Origin of the sequence: Carnobacterium sp. 17-4, assembly GCF_000195575.1 — a bacterium.
Classification (GTDB): Bacteria; Bacillota; Bacilli; order Lactobacillales; family Carnobacteriaceae; genus Carnobacterium_B.
In genome coordinates this window covers 1,321,897-1,337,081 of the sequence record NC_015391.1, presented here as the reverse complement: position 1 = coordinate 1,337,081, position 15,185 = coordinate 1,321,897, and the positions used below count along the sequence as shown (strand labels likewise).

Sequence of the window (15,185 nt, the reverse complement as noted above, 5' to 3'; positions counted from 1 at the left end):
TTATTTCTCTTATTGATTGAATGTTTATGGAATGGATGATTTTTTTTATAGACAAATTACAGTGTTAAAGGAGAAGAAACCTATGAAAATTGCCTTTGTATATAGTGGACAAGGCGCTCAATACTTTGGTATGGGGCAAGACTTGTATGAGAAGTATAGTGTAGTTCGAGAGGTTTTTGATCAAGCTGGACAATCTTTGAATTTAGATATGGCTGAACTCTGCTTTAAAGAAAATGACTTGCTGAATCAAACTACTTATACTCAGCCTGCTATCCTTACTGTAAGCTTGGCTATTGATGCATTGTTAAAAGAAAAAGGGATCCATCCTGAGGTTGTAGCTGGTTTAAGTCTAGGAGAGTACAGTGCATTTGTAAAAGCGAATGTGCTATCTTTTGAAGATGCTGTTAAATTGGTTAAAAAAAGAGGGCAATACATGACTGATGCTGTTCCTTTAGGCAAAGGTGCTATGAGTGCCGTGATGGGATCAGATCGCCAAACAATTATTGATGCTTGTGATGAAGCAAGTGTACTTGGTATCGTTTCTCCTGCAAACTATAATATGCCTGGACAAATTGCTATTGCTGGTCTTAAAGCAGCTGTAGAAAAGGCAGGGGAACTTCTTCTTGAAAGAGGAGCAAAACGAGTTGTTCCTTTGCAAGTCAGTGGACCATTTCATACACAGCTATTAGAGCCCGCGTCGATTCAATTGGAAGAAGCACTTAAATCTGTTTCAATTCATGATTCTGAACTGCCTGTTATTAGCAACACCATTGCTAAAGTCTTTGAAGACAAAGAGCAAATAAGAACAATGATGGTGAAACAAGTGATGTCTCCTGTTTACTGGGAAGACAGTGTAAGAACAATGATTGACTTAGGCGTTGATACTTTTATCGAAGTAGGTCCTGGTAAGACATTAAGCAGTTTTATCAAGAAAATCGATAAAACAGTTACTATTCTAAATGTTGAAAATGAAAAGACCTTAGAAAAAACTGTAAATAAACTGGCTGAGCTGAACGCTCTGGGCTAGTACATTAAAAGGAGTGAGCACATGACTTTAAAAGATCAAACCGTTATTGTTACAGGTAGTTCAAGAGGTATTGGAAAAGCAGTAGCTGTAGAATTTGCAAAAGCTGGAGCAAACGTTGTTTTAAATGGACGTAAACCTATTTCTGATGAGCTAATCAGCGAAATAGAAGGTTATGGAGTTAAAACGCACACTATTTTAGGTGATGTTAGTGATTTTGAGTTTGCTAAACAACTGATTGAAGAATCAAAAGAAGTTTTTGGGAGCGTTGATATCTTAGTGAACAATGCTGGTATCACAAACGATATGCTTTTAATGCGGATGTCAGAAGAAGACTTTGACCAAACGATTTCAGTTAACTTAAAAGGAACGTTTAATACTATTCGCCATGCATCTAAAGTTATGTTAAAACAAAAGAGCGGAACGATCATTAACATGGCAAGTGTAGTTGGACTTGTTGGAAACGTTGGACAAGCAAACTATGCTGCAAGTAAAGCCGGTGTTGTAGGGTTAACAAAATCTGCTGCAAGAGAACTAGCTACTAGAGGAATTACGGTAAACGCTATTGCTCCAGGTTTTATTGATACAGAAATGACCGATGTATTGTCTGATAAGATGAAAGAACAAGCGGTTAGTCAGATACCTTTGAAACATTTAGGTAACGTAGAAGATGTTGCGAGAGCAGCGGTTTTCTTAAGCGAAAATAAATACATTACAGGTCAAGTCATCAATGTAGATGGCGGAATGGTTATGAATGGTTAAAAAGGAGGAAAAACAATGACGAATCGTGTAGTAATTACTGGAATGGGTGCTGTGACACCTTTAGGAAATACGGTTGATGAATTTTGGAATGGGCTTAAAGCTGGAAAAAACGGTATTGCTCCTATCACAAAATTTGATGCAACAGAGACAGGTATTACTGTTGCTGGTGAATTGAAAGACTTTGATGCAACAAACTATATGCAACGTAAAATTTCAAAACGTATGGACGAATTTTCAAGATATGGTGTCGCAGCAGCTGTACAAGCTGTAGAAGAAAGTGGTATTGATCGTGAAAAAACTGATATGAACCGTTTTGGTGTTATTGTTGGTTCTGGTATCGGCGGATTGAACGCTATGCAAGAGCAAATCATTAAGATGAACACAAAAGGACCTCAACGTGTAGCACCTTTCTTTGTGCCGATGGCAATCGGAAATATGGCCGCTGGGAATATTTCAATTGCTATTGGAACTAAAGGGATCAACACATCTATCGTAACAGCTTGTGCTTCTGGAAATAATTCTATTGGAGAAGCTTACCGTAATATTAAACACGGTTACTCAGACGTGATTCTTGCTGGAGGAGCAGAAGGTACGATCAATGAAATCGGTATCGCTGGTTTTGCTGCATTAACGGCTCTATCAAAAAGTACAGATCCTGACCGTGCTTCAATTCCTTTTGATAAAGAGCGTACTGGTTTTGTTATGGGTGAAGGCGCAGCTGTACTGATGCTTGAAAGTCTAGACCATGCTTTAGAACGTGGAGCAACAATCTACGCTGAGGTCGTTGGTTACGGTTCTACAGGTGACGGGTATCATATGACTGCACCAACACCAGACGGAAGTGGCGCAGGTCGTGCAATGCAAGACGCAATGGCTGAAGCCGGTATTACACCTGCTGATGTGGGCTATATCAATGCTCATGGAACGAGTACTGGAGCAAACGATTCTGCTGAGACAATGGCTATTAAATATGCATTTGGCGATGAGGCTAAAAATGTTGCAATTTCAAGTACGAAAAGTATGACCGGACACTTATTAGGTGCTGCAGGAGCCATTGAAGCAGTAGCATGTGTGAAAGCTCTTCAAGATGGTTTCTTACCTCCGACTATCGGACTTCAAGTACCAGATGAAGCGTGCGATTTGGATTATATTCCTAACGTTGGACGTGAAGCTGATGTTAAATACACACTAAACAATTCTTTAGGCTTTGGCGGACACAATGCCGTAACATGCTTTAAGAAATGGGAGGGGCAATAAAATGGATTTTGGTCAAGTGAAAGAAATTCTTGATCTAGTCAATCAATCAGAATTAACTGAATTTGATTTGCAAATGGATAATGTAACTTTACGTATGAGTAAAAATACATCTAGCCAACAAATCAGCAATCAAACGGTTCTTACTGATTCAGAAACTAGATTTAACGAACCTGTTCGTAAAGAGAATATACAAACTTCTTCTCCAGTTTTCGAAGAAGTATCCAATTCTGCTCCAATTGCAGAGATCGTTGCCGATGGTGCACTAGTTAATTCTCCAATTGTTGGAGTAATTTACACTGCGCCTTCACCTGATCAACCAGCCTTTAAAAAAGTGGGCGATAAAGTAACTGTTGGGGAAACACTTTGTATTATAGAAGCTATGAAATTGATGAATGAAATTAAAAGTGAAGTAGATGGAACGATTACTGAAATACTAATAGAAGATGAACAAGTTGTTGAATTTAATCAACCTTTGTTCAGAATTGCCTAGGAGGAAATACCAATGACAAAAATGAATATTAAAGAAATCCAAGAATTGATCCCGAACCGCTACCCAATCTACTTTATTGACCGTGTAGACGAAATGATTCCAGGTGAACATGTTGTAGCACTTAAAAATGTAACAATCAATGAAGAAGTATTCCAAGGTCACTTTCCAGGTGAACCGGTATTACCAGGAGTATACATTTTAGAAGCTCTAGCTCAAGCAGGATCGATTCCTTTATTGACACTAGACCGTTTTAAAGGACAAACAGCTTATTTAGGTGGAATGAACAAAGTAAAATTCCGTAAAAAGGTTGTTCCTGGTGACCAATTGATGTTGCAAGTCGACATTGTTAAATTGAAAGATTACGCTGGTATCGGAAAAGGTGTAGCATACGTAGATGGAAAAAAAGTTTGTGAAGCTGAATTAACTTTCATCATTGGTAGATAAGCCTATGTTTAATAAGATATTAATTGCCAATCGAGGAGAAATTGCTGTTCGAATTATTCGAGCTTGTCGTGAAATGGGAATCAAAACGGTTGCCGTTTATTCCGAAGCGGATCGTGATGCTTTGCATATGCAGTTAGCAGATGAAGCGATTTGTATTGGCCCAGCAAAAGCTACTGACTCTTACTTGAATATGCAAAGTATTTTAAGTGCAGCGGTTGTGACGAATGCTCAAGCGATTCACCCAGGTTTTGGGTTCTTATCTGAAAATAGTACATTTGCGACCATGTGTAAGGAAATGAATGTTACGTTCATTGGTCCAGATGCGGTTACTATTGATCAAATGGGAAATAAAGCGAATGCGCGTGCTCTTATGATTGAAGCAAATGTACCGGTTATTCCAGGAAGTGAAGGTTTCATTACCGATACTAATGAAGCTAAACAACTGGCAGATCAATTAGGTTATCCAGTAATGGTCAAAGCTGCAGCTGGTGGTGGCGGAAAAGGGATGCGTAAGGTCCTAAGAACCGAAGATCTAACTGCTGCATTTAATAGTGCAAAAAACGAAGCAAAAGCAGCTTTTGGCGATGATCAAATGTATATGGAGAAAATCATTGAACATGCACGCCATATTGAGGTACAATTATTAGGTGATCATTACGGAAATGTTATCCATTTAGGAGAACGCGATTGTTCTTTGCAACGCAATAATCAAAAAGTAATTGAAGAATCTCCTTCTGTAGCGATTAATGAAGAGCAAAGAAAAAATCTTGGTGAAACAGCTATTCGTGCTGCAAAGTATGTCGGTTATAAAAATGCAGGTACGATTGAGTTTTTATTGGATCAAAATGGAGAGTTTTATTTCATGGAAATGAACACTCGTATTCAAGTTGAACATCCAGTAACGGAGATGGCTACTGAATTTGATATTGTTAAAGAACAATTACTGATTGCAAGTGGAGTAGAGTTATCGATTCAACAAAGTGACGTTCGTTTGACTGGACACACTATTGAATGTAGAATCAATGCTGAAAATCCTGCTTTTAACTTTGCACCTTCTCCTGGAACGATTCAATACTTAATGATGCCGAGTGGCGGAAACGGCTTGAGAGTCGATAGTGCCATGTTTGCTGGAGCAGATATTCCACCTTATTATGATGCAATGATTGCAAAAATCATTACAAAAGGTGCCAATCGTGCTGAAGCCATCGCTAAAATGCAACGTGCTCTAGGTGAAATGGTAATCGATGGAATTATTAGCAACCAGTTTTTCCAAGAAGATTTGTTAATGGATAAACGCTTTGTTAATGGAGAGTATGATACAAGCTTTTTACAAGATGTCTTTCTTAAAGAATGGAAACCTCGTATTGAATAAGTTTGTTTTGAAGTAACAAAACCATCTTACTAAAAATGCAGTAAATAAAAGAGGTGACAACGTGCAGTTATTTAAAAAAAGAGCTTACATCCCTATTACGAAACGCTCACAAATCGATGAAGAAACAGATAATCCTATGGTGCCAGATGGCATGTTCGCACAATGTCCAAGTTGTAAAAAAGCCATTTATACAAAGGATTTAGGAGCAGAAAAAATCTGTCCTGAATGTGGCTATACCTTTAGAATACGGGCACAAAAGCGAATTGAATTAACCATTGATGAAGCTAGTTTTGAAGAGTGGTATCACGATATTCCATTTGAAAATCCTTTAAATTTCCCAGACTATGATAAAAAAATAGAATTAGCTCAGAAAAAGACAGATCTTCATGAAGCTGTTTTAACTGGAAAAGGTACGATCAATGGAATCGAAACAGCCATTTGTGTAATGGATTCTCATTTTATTATGGGAAGCATGGGGAAAATAGTTGGTGAAAAAATAACAAGAACATTTGAAAAAGCAACAGAAGAAAAATTACCTGTCATCATTTTTACTGCCTCAGGTGGAGCTCGTATGCAAGAAAGTATTTTATCTCTGATGCAGATGGCTAAAATTAGTGGTGCTGTAGCTCGTCACAGTGATGCCGGTTTACTTTACGTAACGGTCTTGACAGATCCGACTACTGGTGGGGTAACGGCTAGTTTTGCCATGCAAGGTGATATCATCTTATCGGAACCTCAAGCACTAGTTGGGTTTGCTGGCAGACGTGTAATTGAGCAGACGATAAATGAAGAACTTCCTGATGATTTTCAACTTGCTGAATCTGTTTTAGAGAACGGGTTTATTGATAAGATTGTACCAAGAAAAGAATTGAAACAGATTCTAAGCGATATCTTACACATGCATCAGTAAAATAGACAGGCAAGTATTTTATAAAGAAGGTGAACGAGTTGAAAGAAGCTATGGAAATCGTTGCTTTATCAAGGAAAACATCACGATTAACTGCTTTAGAAATAATGAAATCTGTTTTTGACGATTTTATTGAATTCCATGGCGATCGTTCTTTTCATGATGATAAAGCCATTGTCGGGGGCATAGCATCCTTAAATGGACAACCTGTAACGGTGATAGGCAATCAAAAAGGTCATGAAGTTAAAGAAAATATTATGCGTAATTTTGGATCTCCTCATCCAGAAGGTTACCGAAAAGCATTGCGTTTAATGAAACAAGCTGAAAAATTTAATAGACCGATAATAACGTTTGTTAATACTGCTGGTGCTTATTGTGGCGTCGAGGCTGAAAATAGAGGACAAGGTGAAGCTATTGCTCGTAATTTAATCGAAATGAGTAAATTAAAAGTACCGGTTCTTTCCATTATTATCGGTGAAGGCGGTAGTGGAGGAGCTTTAGCTTTGGCTATGGGGAATCAAGTCTGGATGATGGAACACACGATGTATTCTGTACTTTCACCTGAAGGGTTTTCTTCTATTTTATGGAAAGATTCAACAAGATCGAAGGAAGCAGCAGAATTGATGAAATTAACTGCTCAAGATTTATTTGGGCTTGATATAATTGACTTTATTTTGCCGGAAACAAATTCAGAAGGTTTGTTGTCTCAAGAGCAAATTCTGAAAGATATGAAAGATAATATAGGTTCGACCATAAAAGAACTTTCTACAAAAACACCTGATCAACTTGTTGAAGAACGCTATCAACGATTTAGAAAATATTGATTTCTACTAAATAATTAACAAAAAAAGAGCAAGTTAGTTGAAATCAACTGACTTGCTCTTTTTCTAGTTGTGGGAGATTAATTGTTGGTATTTTTACTGTAGAAGATTGATAAAGATATTTGCTATCATTTGTTTCAATCAAGATACTGTATCGATGATCGTCTAAAAGTAATTTTCCAAGCATTTCTCTAGAATAGATTCGTCCTAAAGGAAAATCCTCCGGTAATGTGACGGTCACTTTTTTCAATTCATAAAAACCATTTGCAATCGTTTCTACAAAGATAATATTTGCTAGAGATTGTAATTCAGTTTGTTCTTCACTAGTGAGGTCTTTTACAAAACCTTGATTCATTGAAGGATCCTCCTTAAAAGTTTTATTTGTTTTTTATATCAGCGCACCCGAAATAGTTTACCATATTTTATATCGTGTAGTATATAATTTTTTGAAAATAAGGCCACAATTTGTAAGCCCGGTGTAAGAGGAAATTTAGTTGTTTAAATTCCACTAATAGCTTCAACATAATCAACTTTAGCGAACAAATGTATGCTAAAATAAAGACTGAATAAAAAAAACAAAATGAATTTCTTTTTATTGAATGACATGAATGCAGGAGAGTGACAATATGGGAGAAACAGTACCCTTTCCAAAGAATTACGACTGGTATAAAAAAGAAGCGATGGAATATTTTTTATCAGGAAGAATGGAAGAAGCTATCCCGTTTTTCGAGGAAGCTTATCGGTTAGAACAAGATGAGTTATTAAATACAAATTATACAACTGCGTTATATCAAGTTGGAGATTATCAAAAAGCCAAAGAGATAGCAGATGATAAATATTCTTTTTATGAACAAGAAGAGTCGTTGGCTCTTTTTTATACAGCCATTTTAATAAAATGTCATCTGTTTCTCCAAGCAGAACAAGCCATTGTGTTTCGAAAGAAAAAATTTCCATTAACCGAAACTTCTGAAGAAAATTGGTCAGCTGTTCAAGAATTGTTAGAAGAAGAACAAACAAAAATTGAACTTGAGAAACAAAAAAAGGTCGACTATTTGCTAAAAGAATCTTACTCGCTAGGGAATAAATCTTTTACAGAACAATCTGCTATTATGAAAGAATTAGAAGAGATTCCATCAGAACCGTTTATCCAAGCTGTAAAACCAATATTATCTAATCCTTATGTGAATGGCATTATTAAGGCGACCGCAATAGAACGGTTAGCCATTGAAAAAGTATCAGGAGAATTTGATATTTACTGGATGAAAGAAAAAAAAGTTATCCAACCAACTTTATTGACTTCAATCAAGAATCATACGATTGTTCAAGAAGTGTTGTCGCTATTATCTGAGCGTGTTGAACAAAATGATCCGACTCTTTATCAAGCTATGGTCCAAGAAGTATCGCTTCATTTCTTTGTACTGTACCCTTTTATAGATGACGTGATCACCTCTCCAGTAGAATGGGTTGAACTGTATCAAAAACGCTACGACAATTCTTTTGCAGAAACGAATGAATCTAGTTTGGATAGTAAAAAGATGGAAGTCTGGATGCAAAGGATTGACCAAGAATTAATAGATTTAGTTTAAATAGTCATTCGTTAATTGAATGAGACCTTAGACAGAGTTTAATCAGATTTACCTTTAATTCGTTGTTTTTATTTACAAATTTCAGCCTTTAGTGTACTATTAATGAGTATGCAATTGCTTTTTTATTGCGAAAAATAGAGTGTTTCGGAGGGAAATATAATATGACTGCAAAATGGGAAAAAAAAGGCACAAATGATGGTGTCTTAACATTTGAAATTTCAGAAGAAAAAATTAAAGAAGGTTTAGATACAGCTTTCAACAAAGTGAAATCTACCTTAAGTGTACCAGGGTTCCGTAAAGGGAAGGTTCCTCGTACAATCTTTAACAAACAATACGGAGAAGAAGCTTTGTATGAAGATGCTTTAAATGCTGTATTGCCTGAAGCATATGATGCTGCAGTAGCAGAAGCTGGTCTTGATCCAGTTGCACAACCAAAAATCGATGTTAAATCTATGGAAAAAGGCGAAGCTTGGGTTGTCGAAGCTGAAGTTACTGTAAAACCTGAAGTTGAATTAGGGGAATACAAAGGCCTAACAGTTGAAAAACAAGACCGTGAAGTAACAGGTGAAGACGTTGAAAAAAATATTGAAGAAAAACGTGCTGCACAAGCTGAACTAGTATTGAAAGAAGATGCTGCAGTTGAAGGCGATACTGTTGTTATCGATTATGAAGGATTTAAAGACGGCGTTGCTTTCGAAGGCGGCAAAGGCGAAAATCATTCATTAGAATTAGGTTCAAACTCATTCATTCCAGGTTTTGAAGAAAAACTTGTAGGTGTTAAAGCTGAAGATGAATTAGATGTTGACTTAACTTTCCCTGAAGACTACCATGCTGAAGATTTAAAAGGTGCTTCTGTAACATTTAAAGTTAAAGTACACGAAGTTAAAGCAAAAGAATTACCAGCTTTAGATGATGAATTTGCTAAAGATGTTGATGAAGAAGTTGAAACATTAGCAGAATTAAAAGAAAAAATCAAAACTCAATTAACAGAAGCTAAAAATGCATCTGCTGATGAAGCAGTTGAAGAATCAGCTATTCGTCAAGCAGTAGACAATGCTAAAATTGAAGATCTTCCATGGGCAATGGTTCATGACGAAGTTCACCGTCAAATGGATGTCTTCTTAAACGATATGCAACGTCAAGGTGTTTCTCCTGAAATGTACTACCAAATTACTGGTACGACAGAAAAAGATCTACACAAACAAATGGAAGCTGATGCTGATTTAAGAACTCGTACTAACTTAGTTCTTGAAGCAATCGTTGAAGCAGAATCTTTTGAAACAACTGAAGAAGAAGTAAACGAAGAAATCAAAAACTTGGGCGAACAATATGGTATGGATGAAAAAGCTGTCCGTGCTGCATTGACTCCTGAAATGTTGAAACACGATATTGCAATGAAAAAAGCTATTGATCTAATTACTGAAACAGCTGAAGAAAAATAATCACTGTTCCGCTAATGATAAATAGTACCGACAAAAAGGAAGGACTTCAAAAAGGAACATCTTTTGAAGCTCCTTCTTTTTGTATGAAAGAGAAACAGTTTAAATTCTAGCATTAAAGGAAATATTATGCTATGCTATTTAAGATTTGAACGATTCTCATTGTAATATGAGTGACAAATCTGCTACTATTATAAGTGGTATGAATGAGAATAGAGGTGGACACGAATGTTTAATGATGAAGAAGCAAAAGGACCTGTGAGTTGCTCATTTTGTGGCAAATCACAAGACCAAGTAAAAAAAATTGTTGCTGGTCCAGGTGTATATATTTGTAACGAGTGCATTGATTTGTGTAAAGAGATTATTGACGAAGAGTTCAATGATGCAGGCTATGGTGAATTTTTAGAAGTGCCTAAACCTCATGAAATCAGAGGAATATTAAATGATTATGTTATTGGGCAAGAACAAGCGAAAAAATCGCTATCGGTAGCAGTATACAATCATTATAAACGTGTAAATCAAATGGGTGGCGAAGAAAAAGACGGCATCGAATTGCAAAAAAGTAATATTTGTTTGATTGGACCAACTGGTTCTGGGAAAACTTTCCTTGCTCAAAGTTTGGCTCGTATTCTAAATGTTCCATTTGCAATAGCAGATGCTACAAGTTTAACAGAAGCAGGCTATGTTGGAGAAGATGTTGAAAATATTCTTCTAAAACTAATGCAAGCAGCTGATTATGATGTAGAACGAGCTCAAAAAGGAATTATTTATATCGACGAAATTGATAAAATTGCGCGTAAAGGCGAAAATGTATCAATAACACGTGATGTAAGTGGAGAAGGCGTTCAACAAGCCTTGCTTAAGATCCTAGAAGGAACCGTAGCTAATGTTCCTCCACAAGGTGGAAGAAAGCACCCTCATCAAGAATTCATTCAATTAGACACAAGCAATATCTTATTTATTGTAGGTGGTGCTTTTGACGGAATTGAAACGATCGTTAAAAATCGTATGGGAGAAAAAGTAATTGGTTTTGGTTCTGCTAAGAAAAAATTAGATGAAAGCCAAAGTGTTATGCAACAAATTATCCCAGAAGATCTATTGAAATTTGGTTTAATTCCAGAATTCATCGGACGCTTGCCAGTAATGGCTGCGTTAGAAAAATTGACTGAAGATGATTTGGTTCATATCTTAACAAAACCGAAAAATGCTCTTGTAAAACAATACAAGAAATTGTTAGCATTGGATGAGGTTGAGTTGGAATTTGAAGATGATTCTTTAACAGAAATCGCTAAAAAAGCTATTGAGCGCAATACTGGTGCACGTGGTTTACGTTCTATCATTGAATCAATTATGTTAGAAATTATGTTTGACTTACCAAGTCGTCCAGAAATTGTTAAATGTGTGATCACAAAAGATACAGTAAGTGGTTCAGGAAATCCTGATTTCTTTGATATCGAAGGTAAAAAAATCAGCTAATTTTAATTGAAAAGTTAGTTTGAAGCAGTTAAAAAAATAAGCGAAGTTGGGCAGCTGTCCTAGCTTCGTTTATTTTTTTTAATTTGTGCTTTATTTTAAGAATAACATTAGACTCTATAGATAAAGTCGAGAAGGATTCAAATTTGGAATGTCATTGAGTGCTTTAATATGTTAGAATGATAAAAGAATTTATAATTAGAGATGGAGATTAAATCATGAAAGTAAATAAAGCTGATATTGTCATAAGTGCGGTTTCGCCTGCTCAATATCCAAATACTGGATTACCCGAGATTGCTTTAGCTGGACGTTCAAATGTTGGGAAATCATCGTTTATCAATACAATGATTAACCGAAAAGGTCTGGCTAGAACTTCAGGAAAACCTGGAAAAACGCAAACATTGAATTACTACATAATAGAAGATACATTCTATTTTGTTGACGTTCCAGGATATGGGTATGCTAAGGTATCTAAAACAGAACGTGCCAAATGGGGGCAAATGCTAGAAACTTATTTTACTCAAAGAGATACATTGAAAGCAGCTCTTTCTGTAGTAGATTTAAGACACCCGCCAACAGAAGATGATGTGCAAATGTACGAGTTTTTAAAATATCACTCTATTCCTGTGATCGTAATTGCTACAAAAGCTGATAAGATTCCTAGAAGCAAATGGAACAAACACATTAAAGTTGTTAAAGATAAATTGAACTTAAGAGAAGAAGACGAGTTTGTTCTTTTTTCATCTGAAACTGGAGAAGGAAAAGACAAAGCTTGGAGTTTAATCGAAAGCTACATTAAACTTTAGCAGTTTTAACGAATACAAATTTAAAATAGTTGATAAGTGAACCATAGAAAGGGTAGAAAGTTAGTTTTATTCTATCTTTTCTATTTATTATCAGTTAGAACGATGAAAAATAAGAGGATGGTACTATTGAAAATCTTATTATATGGGGTTAGTCATAAAACAACACCGATAGAAATTAGAGAACATTACACAATTGAAGAAAACAAAATACCAGAACAACTTGCTGAAGTACTCTCTTTTTCAGGAGTTAAAGAGGCTGTTATTCTTTCAACGTGCAATCGAACAGAATATTATCTTTACATTGACCAAAATGAATTTATGCATGGGGATATGCTTCGTTATCTTTCAAATCATACAGGATATGAAATATCTGAAGTTATTTCAACAAGTTATGGAAAATCAAATCTAGATGCTGCAAAACATCTTTTTAATGTAGCTACGGGACTTGATTCATTGATCATTGGAGAGACCCAAATTCTTAGTCAAGTAAAACAGGCTCTTGCAATAGCTATTGAACAGCACACATCTGGTCCAATTTTAAATTCTTTATTTCATAAGTCTATTTCTTTTTCAAAAAAAATGCATACTAAAACAAACTTAGATCAACTATCTTATAATCCTGGATCAGCTGCAGTTAAACTCTTTAAAGAAGAGTGGGAAAGTATAAGTGATAAACGTTTTCTTCTAATTGGATCAGGAAAAATGATTCGTTTAGCAGCAAAAACGTTATTTCATCAAGGTGCTACTCATATAACGCTCATTGGTCGAAATGAACAAAAAGTGAATGATTTAGCCCATGAAATGAATGTATGGGCTAAAACGAAGCGTAACACAGATATACTGAACCGTTGTTTCTTTACTGCAGACTTCAATCATCTGCCAATGTCATTAGCTGTTGCTGATGGAGTTATCATTGCTACCAAAGCGCAACATTACCTAGTTACAGAAAAAACAATTGAGGAAATGGCTACGATTCGTTTAACAAAGAAAAAACAACTTTTCATGGATTTAGCAGTTCCACGAAATATCGAACCTAGTCTTCAATATATTGAAGGCATTCAAGTTTTTGATATGGATCAAATTAGTTTTCGTTTAGATGAGGTTGATCTAGATAAAGATAAAATCGTGAAAAAAATTACTTCCGATTTAATTGAAGAAGTAATGGCCTTTGATCATTGGTACCAGGAAAGACAAGCTGTTCCCTATTTACATGAGCTCCACGACCAAGTGATAGAGCTAAAAGAAAAGACGCTCTCCAGCTTAGAAAGAAAATTGCCTGACTTAACAGAACACCAGATGCTTTTAATCGATAAGCATGTTCAAAGTGTCATTAACCAAATGAAACGCAAACCAATTGAATCATTAAAGGGTTTGGCGAGAAAAAAATCTTCAAGAAATTCAAGGAAAGAATTGAATTTTTTTGCTAAAGCATTAGGTTTTTCGGTTGAATCTGAAAATACAGAAGAAACAACTGAAGTTCTTACAGCAGAAAGTGAGGAGAATATCGTTGAGAATAACAACACGATCTGAGGAGGCTTTTGAAAAAGCCGTCCATTTAATGCCGGGAGGAGTTAACAGCCCAGTAAGAGCATTTAAATCAGTTGACGTTCCTCCTGTATTTATTCAAAAAGGTAAAGGTAGTCACATCCATGATATAGATGGTAATGAATACATTGATTATGTTTTAGGATGGGGCCCACTGATTCTAGGTCATGCAAATGACCTTGTAATAAGTGAAATTCAGCGTACAGCAAGTTTTGGAACTAGTTTTGGAATGCCAACTCTTTTAGAAAATCAATTGGCGGAATTGGTCATCCAACGCGTACCTTCTGTAGAAATGGTTCGTTTTGTAAACTCAGGCACGGAAGCGACAATGAGTGCTTTACGTTTAGCAAGGGGTTTTACAAGTAGAGATAAAATAGTCAAACTAGAAGGAAGCTATCATGGTCATGACGATGCTCTATTAGTAAAAGTAGGTTCTGGGGTTGCAACGTTAGGTTTGCCAGATTCACCCGGAGTTCCAAAAAGTACGACATCAAATACTTTAGTTGCCCCTTATAACGATTTAGAAGCGATTAAAGCGTTGTTTCAAACTTATCCTGGAGAGATTGCGGCTGTGATTGTTGAACCTGTAGCGGGAAATATGGGCGTTATTCCACCACTAAAAGGATTTTTAGAAGGATTGCGCACAATTACAAAAGATGACGGTGCATTATTAATCTTTGATGAAGTAATGAGCGGATTTAGAGTAGGTTACCACAGTGCTCAGGGGTACTATAATGTATTGCCAGATTTAACTTGTTTAGGAAAAGTGATTGGTGGAGGTGTACCTGTAGGAGCCTATGGTGGAAGAAAAGATATCATGGAACAAATTGCTCCAGCAGGTAGCGTTTATCAAGCAGGTACTTTATCTGGAAATCCAATCGCAATGTCTGCTGGGATAGCTACACTGTCTCAGTTAACAGAAAAAGATTATATTTACTTTGAGACTTTAGGGGATGCACTTGAAAAAGGAATTCTTTCATTAAGTGCTTTGTACAGTGTACCGATTACGATCAATCGTGCGGGGAGTATGATCGGTTTATTCTTTAATGATGGACCCGTGACCAACTATGCGCAAAGTAAAGCAAGTGATACACTATTTTTTGCTGACTATTATAAAGAAATGATTAATCAGGGTATATTGTTGCCTCCGTCTCAATTCGAAGGAATATTTTTATCCACTACTCATACTATAGAAGATATCGAACGAACTTTAGATGCTATGGAAGCGAGCTTTAAAGTATTGAAAAACGTAAAATAGA

15 protein-coding genes are annotated in these 15,185 nt (G+C 36.1%); 14 read left to right on the top strand and 1 reads right to left on the bottom strand.

What is annotated here, in order from left to right:
* Nucleotides 1-82 precede the first annotated feature (82 nt).
* From fabD to CAR_RS06405, 8 genes are all read left to right on the top strand, one after another.
* On the top strand, nt 83-1,027 hold the full coding sequence (gene fabD, locus CAR_RS06440; protein ID WP_041556347.1) for an ACP S-malonyltransferase: 945 nt from the start codon (nt 83-85) through the stop codon (nt 1,025-1,027).
* Between the two features lie 21 nt (nt 1,028-1,048).
* Entirely contained in the window at nt 1,049-1,786 is a 738-nt protein-coding gene (gene fabG / locus CAR_RS06435) for a 3-oxoacyl-[acyl-carrier-protein] reductase (RefSeq protein WP_013710921.1), read from the top strand.
* 15 nt (nt 1,787-1,801) lie between these two features.
* A complete protein-coding gene (gene fabF, locus CAR_RS06430) occupies nt 1,802-3,043 on the top strand; it encodes a beta-ketoacyl-ACP synthase II (protein ID WP_013710920.1) in 1,242 nt (413 codons plus the stop codon).
* A gap of 1 nt (nt 3,044) precedes the next feature.
* On the top strand, nt 3,045-3,533 hold the full coding sequence (gene accB, locus CAR_RS06425; RefSeq protein WP_013710919.1) for an acetyl-CoA carboxylase biotin carboxyl carrier protein: 489 nt from the start codon (nt 3,045-3,047) through the stop codon (nt 3,531-3,533).
* Nucleotides 3,534-3,554: 21 nt separating this feature from the next.
* Nucleotides 3,555-3,977 (top strand): 3-hydroxyacyl-ACP dehydratase FabZ, encoded by a 423-nt coding sequence (fabZ, locus tag CAR_RS06420; protein WP_176944148.1) that lies wholly within the window; start codon nt 3,555-3,557, stop codon nt 3,975-3,977.
* A gap of 4 nt (nt 3,978-3,981) precedes the next feature.
* Entirely contained in the window at nt 3,982-5,349 is a 1,368-nt protein-coding gene (locus tag CAR_RS06415; RefSeq protein ID WP_013710917.1) for an acetyl-CoA carboxylase biotin carboxylase subunit, read from the top strand.
* Between the two features lie 61 nt (nt 5,350-5,410).
* Nucleotides 5,411-6,259, top strand: coding sequence for an acetyl-CoA carboxylase, carboxyltransferase subunit beta (gene accD / locus CAR_RS06410; protein ID WP_013710916.1), 849 nt, complete (start codon nt 5,411-5,413; stop codon nt 6,257-6,259).
* Nucleotides 6,260-6,309: 50 nt separating this feature from the next.
* Entirely contained in the window at nt 6,310-7,080 is a 771-nt protein-coding gene (locus CAR_RS06405; RefSeq protein ID WP_041556875.1) for an acetyl-CoA carboxylase carboxyl transferase subunit alpha, read from the top strand.
* A gap of 43 nt (nt 7,081-7,123) precedes the next feature.
* Here the strand turns inward: CAR_RS06405 and CAR_RS06400 are convergent, their stop codons facing one another.
* A complete protein-coding gene (locus tag CAR_RS06400; protein WP_013710914.1) occupies nt 7,124-7,432 on the bottom strand; it encodes a hypothetical protein in 309 nt (102 codons plus the stop codon).
* A 271-nt stretch (nt 7,433-7,703) separates the two neighbouring features.
* Between CAR_RS06400 and CAR_RS06395 the strand changes: the two genes are divergently transcribed.
* From CAR_RS06395 to hemL, 6 genes are all read left to right on the top strand, one after another.
* Nucleotides 7,704-8,663, top strand: coding sequence for a hydrolase (locus CAR_RS06395; protein WP_013710913.1), 960 nt, complete (start codon nt 7,704-7,706; stop codon nt 8,661-8,663).
* 161 nt (nt 8,664-8,824) lie between these two features.
* Nucleotides 8,825-10,105 (top strand): trigger factor, encoded by a 1,281-nt coding sequence (gene tig, locus CAR_RS06390; RefSeq protein ID WP_013710912.1) that lies wholly within the window; start codon nt 8,825-8,827, stop codon nt 10,103-10,105.
* 225 nt (nt 10,106-10,330) lie between these two features.
* Nucleotides 10,331-11,578 (top strand): ATP-dependent protease ATP-binding subunit ClpX, encoded by a 1,248-nt coding sequence (gene clpX, locus CAR_RS06385; RefSeq protein WP_013710911.1) that lies wholly within the window; start codon nt 10,331-10,333, stop codon nt 11,576-11,578.
* Nucleotides 11,579-11,793: 215 nt separating this feature from the next.
* Complete coding sequence (gene yihA / locus CAR_RS06380) at nt 11,794-12,381, top strand: ribosome biogenesis GTP-binding protein YihA/YsxC (RefSeq protein ID WP_013710910.1); 588 nt, start codon at nt 11,794-11,796, stop codon at nt 12,379-12,381.
* A gap of 117 nt (nt 12,382-12,498) precedes the next feature.
* Nucleotides 12,499-13,911: a glutamyl-tRNA reductase gene (hemA, locus tag CAR_RS06375; RefSeq protein WP_013710909.1), complete on the top strand. Its 1,413-nt coding sequence runs from the start codon at nt 12,499-12,501 to the stop codon at nt 13,909-13,911.
* Nucleotides 13,889-15,184 carry a glutamate-1-semialdehyde 2,1-aminomutase gene (hemL, locus tag CAR_RS06370; RefSeq protein ID WP_041556344.1) on the top strand — a complete coding sequence of 432 codons (1,296 nt, stop codon included), beginning with the start codon at nt 13,889-13,891 and terminating at the stop codon, nt 15,182-15,184. The genes hemA and hemL overlap by 23 nt, the downstream gene beginning before the upstream one ends.
* Nucleotide 15,185 lies beyond the last annotated feature (1 nt).

What these genes read in the sequence shown, in the direction of transcription:
- yihA (WP_013710910.1), top strand. Translation starts at nt 11,794, where the DNA reads ATGAAAGTAAATAAAGCTGATATTGTCATAAGTGCGGTTTCGCCTGCT.
- CAR_RS06400 (WP_013710914.1), bottom strand. Translation starts at nt 7,432, where the DNA reads ATGAATCAAGGTTTTGTAAAAGACCTCACTAGTGAAGAACAAACTGAA.
- tig (WP_013710912.1), top strand. Translation starts at nt 8,825, where the DNA reads ATGACTGCAAAATGGGAAAAAAAAGGCACAAATGATGGTGTCTTAACA.
- fabG (WP_013710921.1), top strand. Translation starts at nt 1,049, where the DNA reads ATGACTTTAAAAGATCAAACCGTTATTGTTACAGGTAGTTCAAGAGGT.
- fabZ (WP_176944148.1), top strand. Translation starts at nt 3,555, where the DNA reads ATGAATATTAAAGAAATCCAAGAATTGATCCCGAACCGCTACCCAATC.
- CAR_RS06395 (WP_013710913.1), top strand. Translation starts at nt 7,704, where the DNA reads ATGGGAGAAACAGTACCCTTTCCAAAGAATTACGACTGGTATAAAAAA.
- fabD (WP_041556347.1), top strand. Translation starts at nt 83, where the DNA reads ATGAAAATTGCCTTTGTATATAGTGGACAAGGCGCTCAATACTTTGGT.
- CAR_RS06415 (WP_013710917.1), top strand. Translation starts at nt 3,982, where the DNA reads ATGTTTAATAAGATATTAATTGCCAATCGAGGAGAAATTGCTGTTCGA.
- CAR_RS06405 (WP_041556875.1), top strand. Translation starts at nt 6,310, where the DNA reads ATGGAAATCGTTGCTTTATCAAGGAAAACATCACGATTAACTGCTTTA.
- fabF (WP_013710920.1), top strand. Translation starts at nt 1,802, where the DNA reads ATGACGAATCGTGTAGTAATTACTGGAATGGGTGCTGTGACACCTTTA.
- accB (WP_013710919.1), top strand. Translation starts at nt 3,045, where the DNA reads ATGGATTTTGGTCAAGTGAAAGAAATTCTTGATCTAGTCAATCAATCA.
- clpX (WP_013710911.1), top strand. Translation starts at nt 10,331, where the DNA reads ATGTTTAATGATGAAGAAGCAAAAGGACCTGTGAGTTGCTCATTTTGT.
- hemA (WP_013710909.1), top strand. Translation starts at nt 12,499, where the DNA reads ATGGTACTATTGAAAATCTTATTATATGGGGTTAGTCATAAAACAACA.